The sequence below is a fragment of the Clostridium tanneri genome (genome assembly GCF_033659955.1).
Taxonomy (GTDB): domain Bacteria; phylum Bacillota; class Clostridia; order Clostridiales; family Clostridiaceae; genus Clostridium_AM; species Clostridium_AM tanneri.
Genome location: NZ_JARUJP010000001.1, coordinates 272,423 through 291,335 on the forward strand (window position 1 = coordinate 272,423; position 18,913 = coordinate 291,335).

Consider the following 18,913-nt stretch of genomic DNA (forward strand, 5'->3'; position numbering starts at 1 on the left):
TTTGAGTTCTCTGCTTAATTGTTAAAGAGATAAAAATTATACTTTATGTTAAATAGTTGTTTTAGATGACGTACTACGGTACTTTGGTATTTTACAGACATTTTAAAATATTATTAAAATTCCAACTTATTTCATTGACTTATTTTCTTTGATTTGTTATTATTATAAATAAGAAATAACCTTTATAGTAATTTTAGGTTAAATATTGTCTAAATAAGCCTTATTAAGAAACTATATTATAATTGTAATTTTCTTAAATTTAGATATATAAATATAAAAGGGAGTAAAATTAATCTAACCGCCTCCTCTAAACTGATCCCTTTCACTTCCCCTCCACATGTTGCTACATGTGGACTTCTTTTTTTAATAAATCTTATATAAAAATAAGCACCTGTTACAGATGTTTCAATTCATTTTATATATACTAACAGTAGTTACTTAAATTTCACAAATAAATTAGTAGTCTATTGAAATTTTATTTATATCTTCGTACTCTAGTTCATACAGACTAAATATTTCATAGTTTAATTTTCTTTGAAGTTCCTTAAGTTGTTTCTTGTCTTCCATATTACTATCATTTTTATTAGCAGCCTTTTCATTTATTAGCTTCTTTGCTTTGGCACTAATTTTATCTACCAGTCCTTCTATTGTAGTTTGCTTCTCTTTACTGCAACATTTAATAGGAAGTCTATCCAACCCATACTTCTTTATCTGAGGAGTAGAATTTATGTTTGTTATAAGAAAATTAGAGTAATACCACTCTGTTAGCCTTGAGTTTAGTACTGCTAAAACATATTTATAGGAAAATCCTTCTCTTAAATTTATTATTCCATAGAGGGATTGTTCAATAATATAGCCTTCTGTATCCAATGCAGCTATTATTTTATTTCCCGTTTTTCTTACAACAATCTTCAAAGGACATGCTAATTTTTTTATATTCTTAGTACCACCCTTTAGATTTTCAGGAATAAATTCGTAATAATATCTACTTATAATATTAAATCTATTAATATTTTCTCCCTTTAATATTTCTACCTGTTTGCTGGTAACTTTCTCTGTTGATATCTTTTTAGAGTCACCAATAAACCCTGTAAAAGTTGTGCTTATATCGCCTAAGGTTACACTTTTATTTTCTACTTTTTCCTTTATCAATTTATAGTCACTATTGCTTTCATAAATAAATTCGTAATCTTCGGTACTAAGGTATTCTTTTTGATGAATATCATATTGCCTTTTATTAAATATGTTTATGCTTATTTTGCTATTCTCTTCATAATCTTTTTCTAATATAAGTATCATAGTATCCGTATTTATTTCTGGAAAGTTTACTTGGAATGCTAAATGTACTATTTTATAATTAGTTAACAATTCTTTCCTCAATAACTTGTACTGAAGATTTTTTGCAAATCTATCTGGTATAATAAACCCAACTCTTCCAGTATTTTTTATCAAATCAATTGCTCTTTTTAAAAAAAATTCATATAAATTAGGAAGGTACTTATTTCCATCATATTTAGTAATATAGTAGTTTAATAAGTTATCATCAATATTCTTTTTATATTTTCTATTTAAAGAAACCCAAGGTGGGTTACCAATGATATAGTCATATTTTTTTCCCCAAAAGTTACGTATATTTCGTAATTCTAATAGTTCATCCTTATTCAAATACTTCTCTGTACTTTTAAAATTTATATCTCTATATTTGCACAAAAATTTCCCTGAGGTAAATATCTCCTCATTCTCAAAGCAGTAATCCTCCTCCCATCTTATTAAACTATCACAGCAAACAATATTATCACTTAAATCTAAATCATATACTCCTTTAGATAATAAATTTGCTTTAGTGATTTGTACAGCTTCATCATCAATATCTGCACCATAAATACAATACTTTAAGATATGATAGTGTAGATTTTTCTTTTTCCAATAGTCTTCTCCAGTTAGTTTTTTCAACTTACCATTTACGCTGATGCTATATTCTTCTTTTAAGTATTTTTTTCTTATAAGTTCAATGTTATCACTAAACTTACTCTTTAATACATCATAAGCCTTAATTAAAAAATATCCCACACCGCAGGAAGGGTCTAAAATTTTCACAAAAGGATTATCTACTAAATTTAAATTACTTAGTGTATTTTCTATTATGTAGTCTACTATATAGTCTGGAGTGTAAAAACTTCCATAGGTCTTTCTTTTTACCTTATCCATAGCTTTTTCATACTCTTTTCCTAATATCCTGATACTTTTATGTTTGTCATACATATTATTATCCTTTCCAAGCTACTACTTTGAGGCCTTCTATTTTGAAAACTTCACTATTGTCCTCACAATTTCAGAATTACTTCCTACTCTTATTGGAGGACCCCAGGTACCATATCCAGAGGATACTATAACATTAAAATTATCTTCCTTTAGATACCCCCAGTCAATTTTAAATACTCTCTCAGTTACCAAACCTGCAGGAAAAAACTGTCCCTTGTGTGTATGTCCCGAAAACTGTAAATCTACTTCAGCTTTTTTTGTTTCTTCTAGTTTCACAGGTTGATGATCTAGTATAATTAATGGTAGTGATTTATCAGCATCCTTAGTAATAACGGATACCTCTTTTCTTTTTCCACCTATCACTCTTCCCGCAGAAGCATCTTCTCTTCCTACTACATAAAAGGAATCACTTACTTTAACCATTTTATCTCTTAAAATATTTATGTTTGCCTCTTTATAGGCCTTTTCAACTTTTTCTATACTACCACCGAAGTAGTCATGATTTCCTAATACTCCGTAAACACCATACTTTGATTTAATATGTCTAAAGGATTCTCCCATATTATTATTTATAAAAGGCTCTATATCATCATCTATTATGTCTCCCGCTAAAAATACTATATCTGGGTTAAGTTTATTAATTTCACTTACCATCTTATCTAATCTGCCTTTTCCTATTAAGCTTCCTAGATGTATATCAGAAACAGTTACTATATTTAGTTCCTTTAAAGCTCCCGCTTTTTTGTCTATGTTAATCTCGTAATTGATCACCTTACTATGACCTGCATTATAGGTTCCATATGCTAGTAATAGTATTATTATAAAGATAGCAGCCAAATTTAAAATCAAGTGAATATCCGTATTGCCTCTGTAGTAAGACTTAATCTTAAATAATCTTATTACTATATTCACAACGCCAAAAAGCATGGCTCCAATTAAAAAATATACTAGAGCAGCAAGCCAGTAACCACCTATTATATTAAAAACTCTATCTAGAGCTGCTGGTAAATAGCCTCTTCCTACTCTTCCAATAAACACGGATAGAGCTATTGAAGCAAATAATGCCCAATAAATATATATACTTATAGTTGGCATAAAGTGTCTTAAAATATCTAAACCTCTAAGTCCTATGAATATATTTGCTGCTGCAAAAATTGATAAAAAGAGTATTAGTACTAAATAAATCATTTTAACCCACCTTTAATAGATGTTCTTATATTTTAAATTCTTTCCTTAATTATTATATTTTAGCATATATAATTGAAAAGTATAAAAACTTTTTTAATAGACATCCTATAAAATGAAACCATTACACAGAACTTTTTAATCTTTAAGTATTCATAATATACAAAAGGAAGTGAACTGAATGACACACAGAGAAAGTAAAAAGGCAACAAAGCCGCAGAATAAGAAGTTTTCTAGACCAGATGTTATTTATGAAGAAGAAATGATGAAAAAGCCATCTCACAGTGCTTTAGATATTGATAGGGTTAGTACTAAAGGTTAGTAATTTAATGTACAAAAAGAGACTGCTAAAAATACAGTCTCTTCTTTTATTTAGAATATCCCATTGATACTTTAGAATTAGCTCCTATTTCTCTTTCCTCACTTAGTTTCTTCATTTCTATAAACAAGAACACTGCGGTTAAAATAGAGGCTATGAAATCTGATATTGGTGCTGCCATCCATATTCCATTTAAATTATATATATTTGGAAGTATTAACAGCATAGGTATAAGAATTATAACTTGTCTTAAAAGAGCTAAAAGCATAGATATTTTAGCCTTACCAATTGCTTGGAAGAAGTTTGAACTAACAATTTGAAAACCAACTACAGGGAACATTATCATAAATATTTTTATTCCATGAACAGTTATAGCTGTTAACTCTGCATCGGATTTATTAAACATACTTACTAAAACTGTAGGAAAAACATGAACAGCAATTGTTCCTGTCGTTGATACTATAACAGCCGCTATTCCTGCTAATTTTAATGCACTTTTTACACGATCGTATAGTTTTGCACCATAATTGAATCCTATTATAGGTTGTGACCCCTGATTTATACCAAAGATAGGCATTAGAAAAATAGTAGCTATACTATTTATTATACCAAAGGCACCTATAGCCAAATCTCCACCATAGGTAGCAAGACTATTATTTAAAATAATATTAACTGCACTGGACGCTATCTGCATAGCAAAAGGTGACATACCTATAGCAAATATACCTGCAACTATGTTCTTGTCAATCTTGAAGTTTTCCTTTTTAAGCTTCAACATACTGTTTTTGCCTCTAAAGTATGACACTACCCAAATACTGTTAACAGCTTGTGAAATAACTGTAGCCATTGCTGCTCCTTTAATTCCCCAGCCGAAACCAAATATAAAAATAAAATCTAAAATTATATTTAATATACAGCCAATTAGCATAGTCATCATTGCTTTTTTAGGATTTCCCTCAGAACGAATAATATTATTTAAACCAAAACCTATATTTTGTAGTACGGCACCAAATAATATTATTGTAATAAATTCTTTGGCATAAACTATAGTGTTATCACTAGCTCCAAAAGATCTTAACATCGGATCTAAGAATGTTAACCCTAAAACTGAAACAATTAAAGAAACAATTATAAGTAAAATAAATGCATTTCCCAATATTTTTTCCGCTTCATCTTTCTTATGCTGCCCCAATTTTATAGATATTTGAGCTGCTGCCCCTATACCTACCAGCATTCCAAAGGCCATAATTACTATTCCTATAGGAAATGTAAGACTTACCCCTGAAATTGCCATTGCACCTACAACTCTTCCTATGAATATTCTATCTATTACTATATATAAAGAGTTAACTAACATTCCAACTATAGCTGGAACAGAAAATTCTAATAGTAATTTTCCTATACTTTGCTCTGCTAATTTTTTTGAACGATCCATAAAATCCCTCCTAAATTTATATTTGAAAATTATTAATAAACTCAACCCCATTTATCATAATATTAAGACCCTAAATATTAGGTTCCTAAATAATTTTACAGAATAGTATCTCTTGTATTTTCTGCTGAAGTCTTATTAATGTTGTTCTAGATTGTTATTAAGTTTCTTTAACCATGAAAGCATCAACAATTTTTCCTCTGGTGAAAATCCTTCACAAATCAACTTTTCCATTTCATCTACCACTTCTAAGCTTTTAAGTTTAAGTTCCTGTCCTTCTTCTGTAAGATAAATCCTGTTAATTCTTGCATCTACCTTATCTTCTCTTCTCACTACCCAACCTTTAGTTACTAATGTATCTATTAACCCTGTCAGAGATGGCGGCTTTATCTTCAATTTTTTTGCAATTTCCTTCTGAGTTAAACCATCCTGTCTCCAAAGTCGTGACAGCACACTTAGTTGAGATACGGTAAATCCATACTTCTCCAACTTCTGATTGTGTATATTTATCATATTTCTATTAATTATCTTAATCCAATGCCCTACCCATTTTTCTACTTCGTGTTCAAACTTTTCATTCATTTATTTAGCCTCCTAAATAACCACTCGTACTATTTTATATTAATGCTTCTATATTGTCAATAACAATAAAAATTTTATATAATTAATTGTAACAATAGATAAACAAAAAAGTTTCACATCATTAACACTTTTGTCACTAAACTGTAACAAATTCAAATTATTATATAGCTATAAAATAAATTTACCTTGGAGGAAGATATTATGGACAATTTTAATAATTCTAGTATAAATAATGATTTTAATAGAGATGATAGAGAAATTTTCAATAAAAATAATATTATTACTACAGATTATGTAGAAGTTAACCAATCAAATAGAAAGAAAGGACCTAGAAGAAAAAAAGCTCTATCTTATGTAGTAGTAGGATTAATTTGCAGCATGGTAGGAGGAGCTGCTTCTACTGCAGCTTCATTATATCTACTACCTAAATCGGATTTGTTTAAAAGTACACCACTATACCAGAGTATGGTAGAAAACAAAACAGAAAGTACTTATCTAAAGCCTTCACCTATGTCTACAAATTCTGGTGCTCTTTCTGTTTCTGAGATAGCTAAAAAGGTAGGCCCTGCTGTAGTAGGTGTATCTACTAAAAGTCAAAGCGATCCAGACTACTTTGGATTTTCTCAATCGCAAGAAGGCTTAGGCTCTGGAATTATAATTAATGAAGAAGGTTATATACTTACCAATTATCATGTTATAGAGGGAGCGAATAAGGTAAGTATTATCTTTAATAACAAGAAGGAAGTTCAAGCCAAGATAATAAACTACGATGCAGATTTAGATTTAGCTATAGTTAAAGTAACAGAGAATGTCAAAATGCCTGCAGTAGCAGAGCTGGGCAATTCTAAAGATATGCAGGTAGGAGATCCTGTAGTTGCCATAGGAAACCCTTTAGGAAAGGAACTGTTAGGTTCTGTTACTACTGGTGTAATAAGTGCTGCAAATAGAGAAATTAAAGTAGGTAATGTTACCCAAACTCTTATACAAACAGATGCTGCTATAAATCCTGGGAATAGTGGTGGTGCTTTAGTTAACTCTTACGGTCAGGTTATAGGTGTCAACAGTGCTAAAATGGGTGGTGACGGTGTTGAAGGTCTTGGTTTCTCTATTCCTATAGATATTGTAAAACCAAAAATAAGTACTTTGCTGAAACCTATTTTAAAAATTGGTATAGCTGGTAGAGATATTACTTCAGATATGGCAAAACGTTACAATATGCCTGAAGGAGTTTATGTGGCTCAAGTAGAAGAGTTCAGTCCGGCAGAAAAATCTGGTCTTAAAACTGGAGATATAATTTTAAAGTTTGATGGTAAATCTGTTAAATCCATTAATGATATTAATAAAATAAAAGGTGAGCATAAATCTGGAGATCAGATACAGATAGATGTTTATCGAGATGGTAAAAACAAGCTCCTAACTTTAACACTGTCCGAATAATTTAAATATAGTTTTTCTCTATTGACCTTTTAAGGGACTGATTTATGCAAGTTAAATCAGTCCCTTGTTTATAGTTCTCATTATTCCTAAAATATTTTTAGAATACTTTTAAATTAACATTTATATATTATACTTATATAAATGTTAATTTAAATTTTTACTTTCCTTTATCTTTAAACCAGATGTTATGGACTTCTTCCGTCCAAAGAGTTAATCCATACTCATTTTTACTGTATCTTACTAGCTCTTTTCCCTTCTTATTTGAAACCTTTTCTTTTACATACTTGCTCCAACTGTCTGAACATAAATTTAAAACTTCTCTTATTATACATACCTCTTTTTTATCAAATCTATGTTCTTTAAGTATTTCTATTAGTACATCAATATTGGGAATAGCCTTAGCCAACTCTCTTTCTAAATCTTTAACAGCTAAATACTTTCCAACATGACTTAAAATATTTACACTCTTTGTCTTTATTTCTCTATATATTTCATTAATAAGCCCTTCATAATACTTAATATGCTCTGTATTGTACTCATCAATTTCCCTTAACTCACAGTTAGTATTACAGTTTTCTATTAACTCTATTTCTTTTTCCGACAACTGATAAGCTGCATATAGTATTTCATTACTACTTTTTACACAGACATTTAGCTCTTCCCTCAATCTTTTTTCCTCATTCTTTAGAATTCTATACTCCCCTAGAATATCCTCGTAACTATTTTTCATGATTAAAGGGCTGAATTTGATGCTCTTTATATCCTCTTTAAGATTTACTATTTTTTTTATTATTTCTGAATAAATATTACTGCTTAAAACCTCTCTGTGTATAGGTATTCTTTCTAAATCATAATGTTGTATGTAGGGATAAGCTTCAGGATTTGTTATAAGAGCTTTTATAAAATAGAAGTTAGATAACTTTGATTGTATTTGTCCTAGTAAATTATATACATCATCTTCCTCAAAGGGAATAATCATATATACAGATTGTTCTGCAAAAGTACCTTCTTTGTCTAGACTGGCTACTATACTACTGCCAGTTTTCCTTAGTAAGATTTTAGGATTCTTTCTGTGTTTTTCTATTTTCTTAGTTCCACCAAATACACTCATTCCTTGTAAATAGCAATATCTATCATTATTCTCTATAGTATATTTACCAAGGTCTCTTCCTAAAGCTATTCTATCTCTATTTGTCATTCCATAAGCATCCTTAAAATTCTTTTCTTTATTTTTGATCATCATTCCTACATGAATATTACAGAATTCCTTAAGTTCTAAGGAATTAATTTTTATTTTTTCTATTATACTCTTGTAGTTCAACTTTGTGAGAATATTTATGATACACTTCTCATCTTTTGCTATTTCTTTTTGGCTAACTTGAGAACGACAAAAGTTTTCTTCGTCTATATAATCTAATTTTAAAGATATTTCATGGTTATCTTCATATTTACTTTTTTCTAAAATATACACTGCTGTCCCAACAATGGCATCTTTAAATATTTTACTAGAAAACTGAGTAACACTTAATAGCTTGGCATTTCTAACTAAACTGCATCTTGAACTAATATAACTACTTGCAAAAAAGTACCTATCTGGTATTATAAACCCGTGCATTCCACCAGGTTTAAGTTTTTCTAGACTTCTTTCCATAAGTAGATAGAATATATTCTTTTTATATCCTACGGTATTATACTTATTTAAAATGTATTTCCAGTAAGTTTCACTAGTTTCTGATTTAAGCATCATTACATAGGGAGGATTTCCTATTATATAATCAAATTCATTGCTCCAAAAATTACTTAACTTCTCTATTACCTGATAACTATCTATTTCCTCTGATCTGTTACTGTATTTATTCTGCAGTCTAAATATATCATTTAAAACTTTATGTTCCTTATGTAAAATTGACTGTTCCCATTTTAATAGACTATCACACTGTACTATATTGAAACTTATTTCTAATTTTTCATTGCCTTTTTTTATAAGATTGTTTTTAGTAATAGCTACAGCTACAGGATCTAAGTCTGCACCATAAAGGCAATTTTTTAATATATGATAGTGTATAATTTCTTCTGTCCAGTAATCATTACCCTTAACCTTTTTTAAACTTTTACCTCTGTCTCCAGTAGTGTAGTTACTGTTAAATTGGCTGTATTCTTCAATATAATAGGTTTCATCAGCATATAGTTCTCTAATAAGTTTTAAATTTGTAATAAACTTATTTTTTAATATATCATAAGCCTTCACTAAAAAATAACCTGCCCCGCAAGCAGGATCAAGTATCTTAACAAATGGATTTTTAACTACATCTGCTTTAGAAACTGTATTCTTAAGTATATAATCTATTATAAAATCAGGAGTATAAAACATTCCCATTGATTTACGTATATCCCTGTCTGTTAACTTTTCATATATGGCCCCGAAAACACCTTCATTCTTTATTATTTCTTCCCCAAGCATAAATTCTCTTCCTCCAAAAGTAATAATTAGCCTCGTTTATTCTAGAACTAATTAACCTAATTCGCCTATTTATTTAGCTAAGGGCTATCATGCTTTATTATTTTCTTTATTTTTTTCGCCTGACCCCTTATGCACCAATATAAAAAATACAATAGATAATAATACTCCAGATAAACTTACTAATTGTGCTACCCTTATACTGCCCAGCATTAAACTATCTGTCCTTAATCCTTCAATAAAAAATCTTCCTAAAGAATATAACCCTATATAGGAAAATATTACATAACCCTTTTTTAAAGTTTTTGACAACAGGTAAATAAGTACTAGACAAACACAAATATTCCATAGAGATTCGTATAAAAAAGTGGGATGATAATAACTTCCATCTATATACATACCCTTTTGTATAAACAAAGGAAACTTCTGAATGAATTCATAGGATACCGGTCCTCCATGAGCCTCGCCATTAAAAAAGTTTCCCCATCTACCTATTGCCTGCCCTAATATTAGAGAAGGAGCTGCAATGTCTGCCATAAATAAGAAATCATATTTCTTTTTTCTTGTATAAATATAAGCTGCTGTTAGACCAAGTAAAACGCCTCCATGAATAGCAAGACCACCCTGTCTTATATTAAACACATCAATAAGGTTATATCTATAATCATCAAATTGAAATATTACATAGTAAAGCCTTGCTCCTATAATAGAAAAAGGAAAGGCTATTAAAAAAGTATCTAAGAGTTTTTCGAAATCAAACCTTTTCATTTTACAATTAAAATTTGCTAATATAAGGGCAGAAGTAACTCCAAGTGCAATAATTATTCCATACCATCTAATTTCAAATCCATTAATGGAAAAAGCTATTGGATTCATACCTTTCACGTCCTCTCTTTATTTTTATATAGTAACCATTATATCACTAAATTTGTATTTATATAAACAGAATTCTAGGCTTTTCATATAATGGTATAAAAGGTAGTCACCAAAAAACATAAAGACCTTCAGCTTTAATTAATTAACTGAAAGTCTTTTATGTTAACATAGAATATTATTATGCTGCATTCTCCAGGATTTCTCCTCTACTTGCAATCTTTTTCACAGATTTAAACATCAACACAGATGTGTATAATATTACAAGAACAACTACCCATTTTAATGTATCAAGAGGTAATGATTTAACAAGGTAGGCTGCAATTAAAACTCCTGCAGAACCTAGTATAGTAATAGCCACTGCTGCCTTTGATGAATAAGCTCCATTTTTTATAAACTTGTAAGAAGAGAAAGGTAATAGTACCGCGCAGGAACCCATCATTATAGGAAATGCTGCTTTTGGGCCCATTCCTAGTGCAAAAATAAGTGCCATACAAGGTGCGTATAAGCCTATTCCAACTGTCATAAGTGCTGCAAAAACAAAATTCCCTACTATTCCAGCTACTAGTTTTATTCCTGTAAGACCTATAGCATCTCCGCCTACTGGGAAAAGCTTTAACTGTCCCGCTATCATAATTGCAGCTACAATAAGAAGTGCTGTGCCCATTACAAGTTGTATAGTCTTTTCATTAAATTTAGAAACAATCTCTGCTCCAACTAGCGCTCCTAGCACTGCTGACGCAAGCATACTAAACAAAGTTACTGGGTCAACCTCAATAACAGTCATAAATATCAACGCCTCAAGTATAGTAGGTATTGTGCACCCAACATTTAGGGTTCCTGGAATTTTCTTATCTTCAACTACCTTTAAACTTTTGAAAAGCGAAGTCTCAATTGCAAAGCTTCCTATACCTAATGTATCAAAAAAGTTAGCTATCATTCCTATGATGCCTAACTTTGTAAAACTATCTTTCTCAAGAGTCCTAGCTTTCTTTTTGTTCATATAGTCTTTTATAAGCAAAAATGAAAACCAGACACCACTAAAAATCATAAATGCTAATAATACTTTTAACATGTTTTTCCTCCAAACTCCATTATATACTATATTTTTTTGTTATCCTTTACATCGCTATATCATTTTATAATAGGGTTTGTACTTTTTCAATGAAAATCTAAATATTATCAAACTTTATTATTGCTTTACCATAGTGAATGTATATACGTGAATAGAATATAAATTATATGAATTATTAGTAAAAATCACTTCCTATTTTTATCAAATCTTATAATAAAATTAACTGCTCTAAGAAAAAAAGAAAACAAGAAGTATATAAAAATGTATACTTCTCGTTTTCTCTCTGAGATATTGTAAAAGCACTATTAGAGTCTACACTCCTGATAATATTATATTCTTATATACTTCAAATATACCTGATATTATATTTCTGTTTAACAATTTTGGTGGCTATTGGAATAATTTAGCCATCTTATGGTATATACTATAATTTGTGATGAACTATAAAGCTTAACTATAGCTTTTTATATCATTTTATATGCTGGATAGATACCATAAAGGAGGGCTTATTATGTACATAGGAAAAAAAGTCAGATTAAGAGAATATAGAAAAGAAGATATACCTTTAAGAGTAACCTATATAAATGACCCAGAAATAATTAAGAGCCTAACGCCGGATATACCTTATCCTATGACTCTCCATGAAGAGGAGAAATGGTTCCAATCAGTCACGGCACTTAATGATACGTATAAATTTGCAATTGAAACACTTAATGATAGTAAGTTTATTGGTGGCTGCAGCATAAATAGCGTAGACTGGAAAAATAGTGTTGCTACCGTTGGTATATTTATTGGCAATAGACAATATCGAGGTAAAGGTTATGGCACTGATGCTATGAGGGTTCTTACAGATTTCGTATTTATGCAAATGAATATAAATAAGATTCGACTTATCGTATACTCTTACAATGAATCTGCAATAAGATGCTATGAGAAATGTGGTTACAAAGTTGAAGGAGTTTTAAAACAGGAAATATATAAAGATGGTAAATACTATGATAAGATATCAATGGGACTTTTAAAAGCTGAGTACCTATCACTTAAAACAACAGCTTATATTCATCGAAGTTTGAATAAAGATGCAATAGTTTAAGTAACATAGTAATTAATTATATAACAAAAACACTAGGCATGAACCTAGTGTTTTTCACGGTATAAAGGAGTAAGTCTATAAGCCGAGTTCTGTATTTGACAATCATCTATCTAGGCCTATTGTTACCAATAGGCTCCAGCGATACACCCGGAAGCGGGACGGGCCGCCCCATAATGCTTCCCTATTCGATCTTGCTCCAGATGGGGTTTACATAGCCGCAAAGTCGCCAATGCGCTGGTGAGCTCTTACCTCGCCTTTCCACCCTTACCGAAACTGAGTTTCGGCGGTATATCTCTGTTGCACTTTCCTTCAGGTCACCCTGACTGGGTATTACCCAGCACCCTGCCCTATGGAGCTCGGACTTTCCTCTCCTGTGTTTCCACAGCAGCGATTGTCTGGCTTACTCACAGGTACTATAATATCATAGTGAATACATAAATGCAAATAAAATTTACTTCCTAATATTCTTAGTTATCACAATAACCTTCTTTTACTACATACCTAATAAATATTTTATATTATCTACTTTGGTAAATAGGAAATGAATTATGCTATTGCTCCTATTTATACTTATAAGGATTTCGAGAAGTTTCCGATAAAATAATAGTGCTATTAAAGCCCATATCTTCTATTTGTTTTTTTAAATACTCTGCAACTAATGTCATAGCAGGCCACTCTGTTCCAAAATGTCCAGCATCAATTATAGCTATTCCCTCTTCTTGAAAATCACTAACATAATGGTATGTAGTGTCTCCTGTAATTACACAGTCTGCACCCATCTTTTTAGCAGCACTAAAATAATCCTGCCCACTTCCATTTATAACTGCTACCTTTGTTATTTTTTTAGATTCAGGTCCTGCATATCTTAGTACTGAAATATTTAAGGCCTTTTTTATTCTATCACAAAATTGATCTAAGGTAATAACTTCCTTAAGCTCTGCAATTCTGCCTATACCAGAACCTTCTTCATTACCACTTGTTCCTTCTATAGGCTCAATAATCTTGCACTTATCCATACCTAGGAGGTTCATAATTATATCATTTATTCCACCCTTTACAGCATCTAGATTGGTGTGGCTAGAATATAAACTAATATCATTTCTTATAAGCTCTATTATCTTCCTTCCAAGTAGTGTATCTGTAGTTATATTAGAAGGCTTTTTAAAAAGCAGGGGATGGTGTGTAAAGATTAGATTACATCCTTTTTTCTTTGCCTCTTCTACTACATCCATAGTACAATCTAAGGCTATAAGTATAGATGATACTTCACTATTCATATCGCCTACCATAAGACCAACATTATCATAGCTTTGTTTAAGCCTCGCTGGAGCATGTTTCTCCATTATACTATGTATATTCTTTACTTTTAAAGACATTGTAATAGTTCCTCCAATCTATCTATTTTAACCCTAAGCTCTTTCTTTCTTTTATCTGCTAGTTCTGTATTTTCTTTAATATTTAATAATATTTTATTATATTTTTTTATCTTTTCTTCAATAAATTTAGGAAGAAGGGAATGCTTTTTATCTACTAAACTCTTACCAACTTCATAAAATATTTCATCCACTTTTTTAGGGTTATTATCGTACTTTATCTTAATTATTTCGTAAAATCTATTTTCATCAATACATAACTCTTCATCAATTATTTTATACCCCTTTTGGTAGATGTATTCTCTTAAAACCTCAGGATTTTGAACAGGCTGAAGTACTGCAAATTTCACTTCCTTAAATATTTCTTTTCTTTCTTCTATTATATCTCTTATTAGGTTTCCTCCCATACCTGCAATAACTATACCCTGAACCTCACCTTTATTTATAGTGGTTAACCCTCCACCTAATCTACAATTTATTTTATCTTCTAAACCTTCAATTCTTACATTAAACCTTGCCTTTTCAACAGGACCTTTATTAATGTCAGAAGCAATAGCTGTGTTACATATGTTGTTTCTGACTAAATAAATAGGTATGTATCCATGATCAGTGCCTACATCTACTACACATTCACATTTATCTACCATTGATGCAATAGTTTCAAGTCTTATACTTAACTCCATGTTTCATTCTCCATTCTTTATCTAAATGTAAGTAAAATTCTAATCTGCATAATAAAAAAAGTTATGGATATAATTAGAGATATATAAATAAACTTATAGGATGACTTTCTATCGTATTTTGCACAAAAATAAGCTGCATAATACATACAGAAAAGAATAGCCATATTAAGAAGTCCGTAAACCATTTGTTTAAATGCAAATTGCTTACCTGTTCCCAACTTTATGGCTAAAAATTGAGAATCAAAATTTAAAGGCATCATAGCCGGAAGCATATTATACAAGTATAATAATATAGGATTTAATGCAATCGTAAGCGACAGTACCGCCACTATTATAAATGGAACAAAAAATTTCTTATCCTTATAAAGATTAATGTTTCTATTCGCCTTATGTTCCCAACTTATTTCATTAATATCATTCTCTCTTAATTCTTTTTCAAACTTATTAAAGTCTTCAGGGGACAAGCCGTAATTCATATCCTCTGTTTTTAGATAAATTATATTTTCTGTTGAAGTAACAAACATATAGGTACTTCCTATTTTTTCAATTATTGCTCTCCCAATAGCAAAATGATTTTTGCCATAGCCGGATAACTTCACTCCTTTTATATACCCCTTAGCTTTTTTATAACCTTGTATTGATGAGAAAGGAATTTTTATATTTTTTATGCCTAAACTGCTGGTAATATATAAGTTTTCCTTGTCCATAGAATAACTTAGTGAAGTACAAATAATTATGTAATAAAGCTGATATATATTAAAAACAATAATAGTTATTTTAAGTATGATAGAGATTTCATAGGAATTTACTACAAATAGTAGTAACACTAAAAAGATATTGTATAATACACTTATTCCTACTATAGGGTATATCCCCTTCCCTTTAATTGACTTATAAGTTTCCACATCATCACCTTCCTATTATAATATTATAGCATATTTTGTTATCAGTATTACTATAAAGATGTTCTTCACAGAAAATTAAAGATATAACAAAAGCACCATTTGATAGGTGCTTTAGTCTAAATAGTCTTTTAACTTTTTACTTCTACTTGGGTGTCTAAGCTTTCTTAAGGCCTTTGCTTCTATTTGTCTTATTCTTTCTCTTGTAACATTAAATTCTTTACCTACTTCTTCAAGAGTTCTAGCTCTTCCGTCATCTAATCCAAATCTTAGTCTTAAGACCTTCTCCTCACGAGGAGTTAGAGTGTCTAAAACATTTATAAGCTGTTCTTTTAACATAGTAAAGGCTGCTGCTTCTGCTGGTGCTGGTGCTTCATCATCTGGTATAAAATCTCCTAGATGGCTATCCTCTTCTTCACCTATTGGTGTTTCTAGTGATACAGGTTCTTGAGCTATTTTCATTATTTCTCTTACCTTATCTACCGGCATTTCCATAATTTTAGCTACTTCTTCTGGTTGAGGCTCTCTTCCTAATTCTTGTAATAACTGTCTTGAAACCCTTATTAATTTATTAATAGTTTCAACCATATGTACAGGTATTCTTATTGTTCTTGCCTGGTCTGCAATAGCTCTTGTTATCGCCTGTCTTATCCACCATGTAGCATAAGTACTAAACTTAAAGCCTTTTCTATAATCAAACTTTTCTACTGCCTTTATCAGTCCAAGGTTTCCTTCTTGAATAAGGTCAAGGAATAACATTCCCCTTCCTACATATCTTTTCGCTATGCTTACTACAAGTCTTAAGTTAGCTTCTGCAAGCTTCTTTTTTGCAGCTTGATCTCCTTCTTCTATTCTATTAGCTAACTTAATTTCATCTTCCGGTGAAAGAAGTGGTACTTTACCAATCTCCTTTAAATACATTCTTACAGGGTCATCTATAGCAATACCTTCTGGAATACTTAAATCTAAGTCTTTTTCATCTACCTCTACATCCTGCATATCTCCAATGACTTCAATTCCCATAGACTCAAGTACTTCGTATATTTTTTCAATTTGCTCAGGACCTAAATCTATTTCTTCTAATTCATCCATTATTTCTTTATAAGTTAAAGTGCTATTTTTTTTGCCTTTTTCAATAAGCTTTTTAACGATTTGCATCTTTGCACTTTTATCTTTCATTGTTTTTCCTCCTTCAGCCATTACTGTATCCCACCAATCTTTTTTTGTATTTGAATGAGCTCTTGAGCAAGTTTTAAAGATTCCTCTAACTTTCCATCAGCCTCATATTGTTTTATTTTATTCATAATCTCTTTCTTAGACTCCTCTAGTTTATACTTTTTTATACTTTTTATATAATCAGTTATTATATCTTTAAAGTCATATTCATCATATACTAATTCAGTATCTAAAACATTTACCCATTCTCTAGAAGTATCTATGTTGTCACATTTTATCTCAATACGTTTTTTTCTTTCCTCTTCCCCATACTGGGCACTTTCAATAATATAGTCATATATTTTTCTATGACTTTCCAAAATCAATTCATCTTTTAATATATTGTCTGCAGCATATTCAAGAGCTTTTATATCTCTTGCCATGATGTTTAAAAGACCTCTTTCGGCCTTTAGGTATGCAGGCTCTAAATATAATTTTTGTCCAAAATCCCTATCTATATTCACATTTTCAGCTTTTTTTACATTTTTTTGAATTTTGTTGTTTATCATATCAAATAGTGCCTGTTCTCTAATTCTTGTTTCATCTGATAACTTTTTTATGTAAATTTCTTTTTCTATAGGATCTAATTCAGTTATTATTTCTAAAGCTCTTTCTGCATATTTTATTACGTCTCCAGTACTATTAAGATCAATTTCTTCTCTAAGTATACTTATTCTATAATCTATAAGTGGAAGAGCATCCTCTACCAGCTTTAAAAAAGCTTCTTTGCCATTGTTTCTTATAAACTCGTCAGGGTCCTTGCCTTGTGGAACTGTTAACACCCTAACCTCCATGCCTACTTCTCTAAGTATATCTAGCCCCCTGAGCGTTGCCATTTGACCAGCGCTATCTGCATCATAGGAAATAATAACTTTATCTGCATATCTTTTCATAAGCTTTGCTTGATTTATTGTTAAAGCAGTTCCTAGTGAAGCTACAGTATTGGTAATTCCATGTTGATGAAGGGATATACAATCCATATAACCTTCTACTATGATTAGCATTCTAGAGTTATTACTTTTTATTGCAAAATTTAACCCATATAAATTTGTTCCTTTTTTAAATACAGGAGTTTCTGGAGAATTTAGATACTTAGGCTTGGAATCATCTAGCACTCTTCCCCCAAAGCCAATAACCTTTCCTTTATAGTCGAAAACAGGAAATATAACCCTATTCCTAAATCTATCATAGTAGGAACCTTTTTGACTTTTTATTATTAGCCCATTTGAAAGCATATCTAGTTCAGAGTAACCCTTAGCTTTCAGATGTTTTAACAGTTCATTCCAACTGTCAACTGAGAATCCAAGTCCAAATCTTCTTATAGTACTTTCCGTTATACCTCTGTTTAATAAATATTTTTTTGCATCAATATTATTTTGCAAACAACTAAAAAAATATCTAGCAGCCTCTACATTCAAATTATATAGCTTTTCAAAACTATTTTTATTACTAGTATTACGTTCATCTAGTTCTAAATCTATATTAGCTCTATCTGCTAAAAGCTTTAATGCATCAGGAAAAGTCAAATTTTTAGTTTTCATGACAAAGGTTATGACATTTCCCGCTTCTCCGCAGCCAAAACATTTATATATTTGTTTATCTGCAGACACGCTAAAAGACGGTGTTTTTTCATGATGGAATGGACATAAACCTGAATAGTTTCTGCCAGATCTTTTTAGCTTTACACTTTCAGATATAATGTCCACTATATCATTTTCTTCCTTTATCCTTTGAATGACATCTTCTGATATCAATAGCTGCTCCCACCTATCTATAATTTAAATATAGTGTTAGTTCCCCTTAGTATTATTCCACAATAACATATATAAAAATATCTTAATTAGAATAATAGAGATAAACTATCACCAGATTGAAGGTACCTGCTTAGAAATAAATATATTCGACACAAATTACTATATTCCTTCTTTAAAGCTAAACATTTTTCTTTTTTGCTACAGGAACTACTATATATATTCTTTATAAATATTAAATATCCTTCAAAATATACAATGTTTATTTTACCC

General features: G+C 30.4%; 15 protein-coding genes and 1 other RNA gene. 3 read left to right on the forward strand and 13 right to left on the reverse strand.

All coding sequences use genetic code 11. The annotated features are described in order from the left end of the window. Positions 1 to 456 precede the first annotated feature (456 nt). A complete protein-coding gene (locus P8V03_RS01285; RefSeq protein ID WP_318796473.1) occupies positions 457 to 2,262 on the reverse strand; it encodes a TaqI-like C-terminal specificity domain-containing protein in 1,806 nt (601 codons plus the stop codon). 36 nt (positions 2,263 to 2,298) lie between these two features. Next, on the reverse strand, positions 2,299 to 3,450 hold the full coding sequence (locus P8V03_RS01290; protein ID WP_318796474.1) for a metallophosphoesterase: 1,152 nt from the start codon (positions 3,448 to 3,450) through the stop codon (positions 2,299 to 2,301). A gap of 178 nt (positions 3,451 to 3,628) precedes the next feature. On the opposite strand from P8V03_RS01290, the gene P8V03_RS01295 reads away from it, so the two are divergent. Continuing rightward, complete coding sequence (locus P8V03_RS01295) at positions 3,629 to 3,769, forward strand: hypothetical protein (protein ID WP_318796475.1); 141 nt, start codon at positions 3,629 to 3,631, stop codon at positions 3,767 to 3,769. Positions 3,770 to 3,815: 46 nt separating this feature from the next. Here the strand turns inward: P8V03_RS01295 and P8V03_RS01300 are convergent, their stop codons facing one another. Both P8V03_RS01300 and P8V03_RS01305 read right to left on the reverse strand, forming a co-directional pair. Beyond that, entirely contained in the window at positions 3,816 to 5,201 is a 1,386-nt protein-coding gene (locus P8V03_RS01300; protein WP_261670923.1) for an MATE family efflux transporter, read from the reverse strand. A 135-nt stretch (positions 5,202 to 5,336) separates the two neighbouring features. Continuing rightward, positions 5,337 to 5,780, reverse strand: a complete 444-nt coding sequence (locus tag P8V03_RS01305; protein ID WP_318796476.1) for a MarR family winged helix-turn-helix transcriptional regulator — start codon at positions 5,778 to 5,780, stop codon at positions 5,337 to 5,339. 201 nt (positions 5,781 to 5,981) lie between these two features. On the opposite strand from P8V03_RS01305, the gene P8V03_RS01310 reads away from it, so the two are divergent. Beyond that, positions 5,982 to 7,217, forward strand: coding sequence for a S1C family serine protease (locus P8V03_RS01310; RefSeq protein ID WP_428978956.1), 1,236 nt, complete (start codon positions 5,982 to 5,984; stop codon positions 7,215 to 7,217). A gap of 157 nt (positions 7,218 to 7,374) precedes the next feature. On the opposite strand, the gene P8V03_RS01315 is transcribed toward P8V03_RS01310, so the two are convergent. From P8V03_RS01315 to P8V03_RS01325, 3 genes are all read right to left on the reverse strand, one after another. After that, complete coding sequence (locus tag P8V03_RS01315) at positions 7,375 to 9,678, reverse strand: N-6 DNA methylase family protein (protein WP_318796477.1); 2,304 nt, start codon at positions 9,676 to 9,678, stop codon at positions 7,375 to 7,377. A gap of 87 nt (positions 9,679 to 9,765) precedes the next feature. Further along, positions 9,766 to 10,551 (reverse strand): prolipoprotein diacylglyceryl transferase, encoded by a 786-nt coding sequence (lgt, locus tag P8V03_RS01320; protein WP_261670926.1) that lies wholly within the window; start codon positions 10,549 to 10,551, stop codon positions 9,766 to 9,768. A 178-nt stretch (positions 10,552 to 10,729) separates the two neighbouring features. Continuing rightward, positions 10,730 to 11,623, reverse strand: a complete 894-nt coding sequence (locus tag P8V03_RS01325) for a sulfite exporter TauE/SafE family protein (RefSeq protein ID WP_318796478.1) — start codon at positions 11,621 to 11,623, stop codon at positions 10,730 to 10,732. Positions 11,624 to 12,134: 511 nt separating this feature from the next. Between P8V03_RS01325 and P8V03_RS01330 the strand changes: the two genes are divergently transcribed. Next, on the forward strand, positions 12,135 to 12,716 hold the full coding sequence (locus P8V03_RS01330) for a GNAT family N-acetyltransferase (protein WP_261670928.1): 582 nt from the start codon (positions 12,135 to 12,137) through the stop codon (positions 12,714 to 12,716). Between the two features lie 62 nt (positions 12,717 to 12,778). On the opposite strand, the gene rnpB is transcribed toward P8V03_RS01330, so the two are convergent. The 6 genes from rnpB to dnaG all read right to left on the reverse strand — a co-directional run bounded on the left by rnpB (position 12,779) and on the right by dnaG (position 18,643). Continuing rightward, positions 12,779 to 13,123: RNase P RNA component class A (gene rnpB, locus P8V03_RS01335), an RNA gene on the reverse strand. Between the two features lie 153 nt (positions 13,124 to 13,276). Beyond that, positions 13,277 to 14,092 carry a Nif3-like dinuclear metal center hexameric protein gene (locus P8V03_RS01340; protein WP_318796480.1) on the reverse strand — a complete coding sequence of 272 codons (816 nt, stop codon included), beginning with the start codon at positions 14,090 to 14,092 and terminating at the stop codon, positions 13,277 to 13,279. Continuing rightward, a complete protein-coding gene (locus P8V03_RS01345; RefSeq protein WP_318796481.1) occupies positions 14,083 to 14,772 on the reverse strand; it encodes a tRNA (adenine(22)-N(1))-methyltransferase in 690 nt (229 codons plus the stop codon). Before P8V03_RS01345 ends, P8V03_RS01340 begins: the two co-directional genes overlap by 10 nt. 17 nt (positions 14,773 to 14,789) lie before the next feature. Further along, positions 14,790 to 15,677: a PH domain-containing protein gene (locus tag P8V03_RS01350; RefSeq protein ID WP_318796482.1), complete on the reverse strand. Its 888-nt coding sequence runs from the start codon at positions 15,675 to 15,677 to the stop codon at positions 14,790 to 14,792. A 111-nt stretch (positions 15,678 to 15,788) separates the two neighbouring features. Beyond that, complete coding sequence (rpoD, locus tag P8V03_RS01355) at positions 15,789 to 16,874, reverse strand: RNA polymerase sigma factor RpoD (protein WP_261670932.1); 1,086 nt, start codon at positions 16,872 to 16,874, stop codon at positions 15,789 to 15,791. Further along, a complete protein-coding gene (dnaG, locus tag P8V03_RS01360) occupies positions 16,874 to 18,643 on the reverse strand; it encodes a DNA primase (RefSeq protein WP_318796483.1) in 1,770 nt (589 codons plus the stop codon). Before dnaG ends, rpoD begins: the two co-directional genes overlap by 1 nt. Positions 18,644 to 18,913 lie beyond the last annotated feature (270 nt).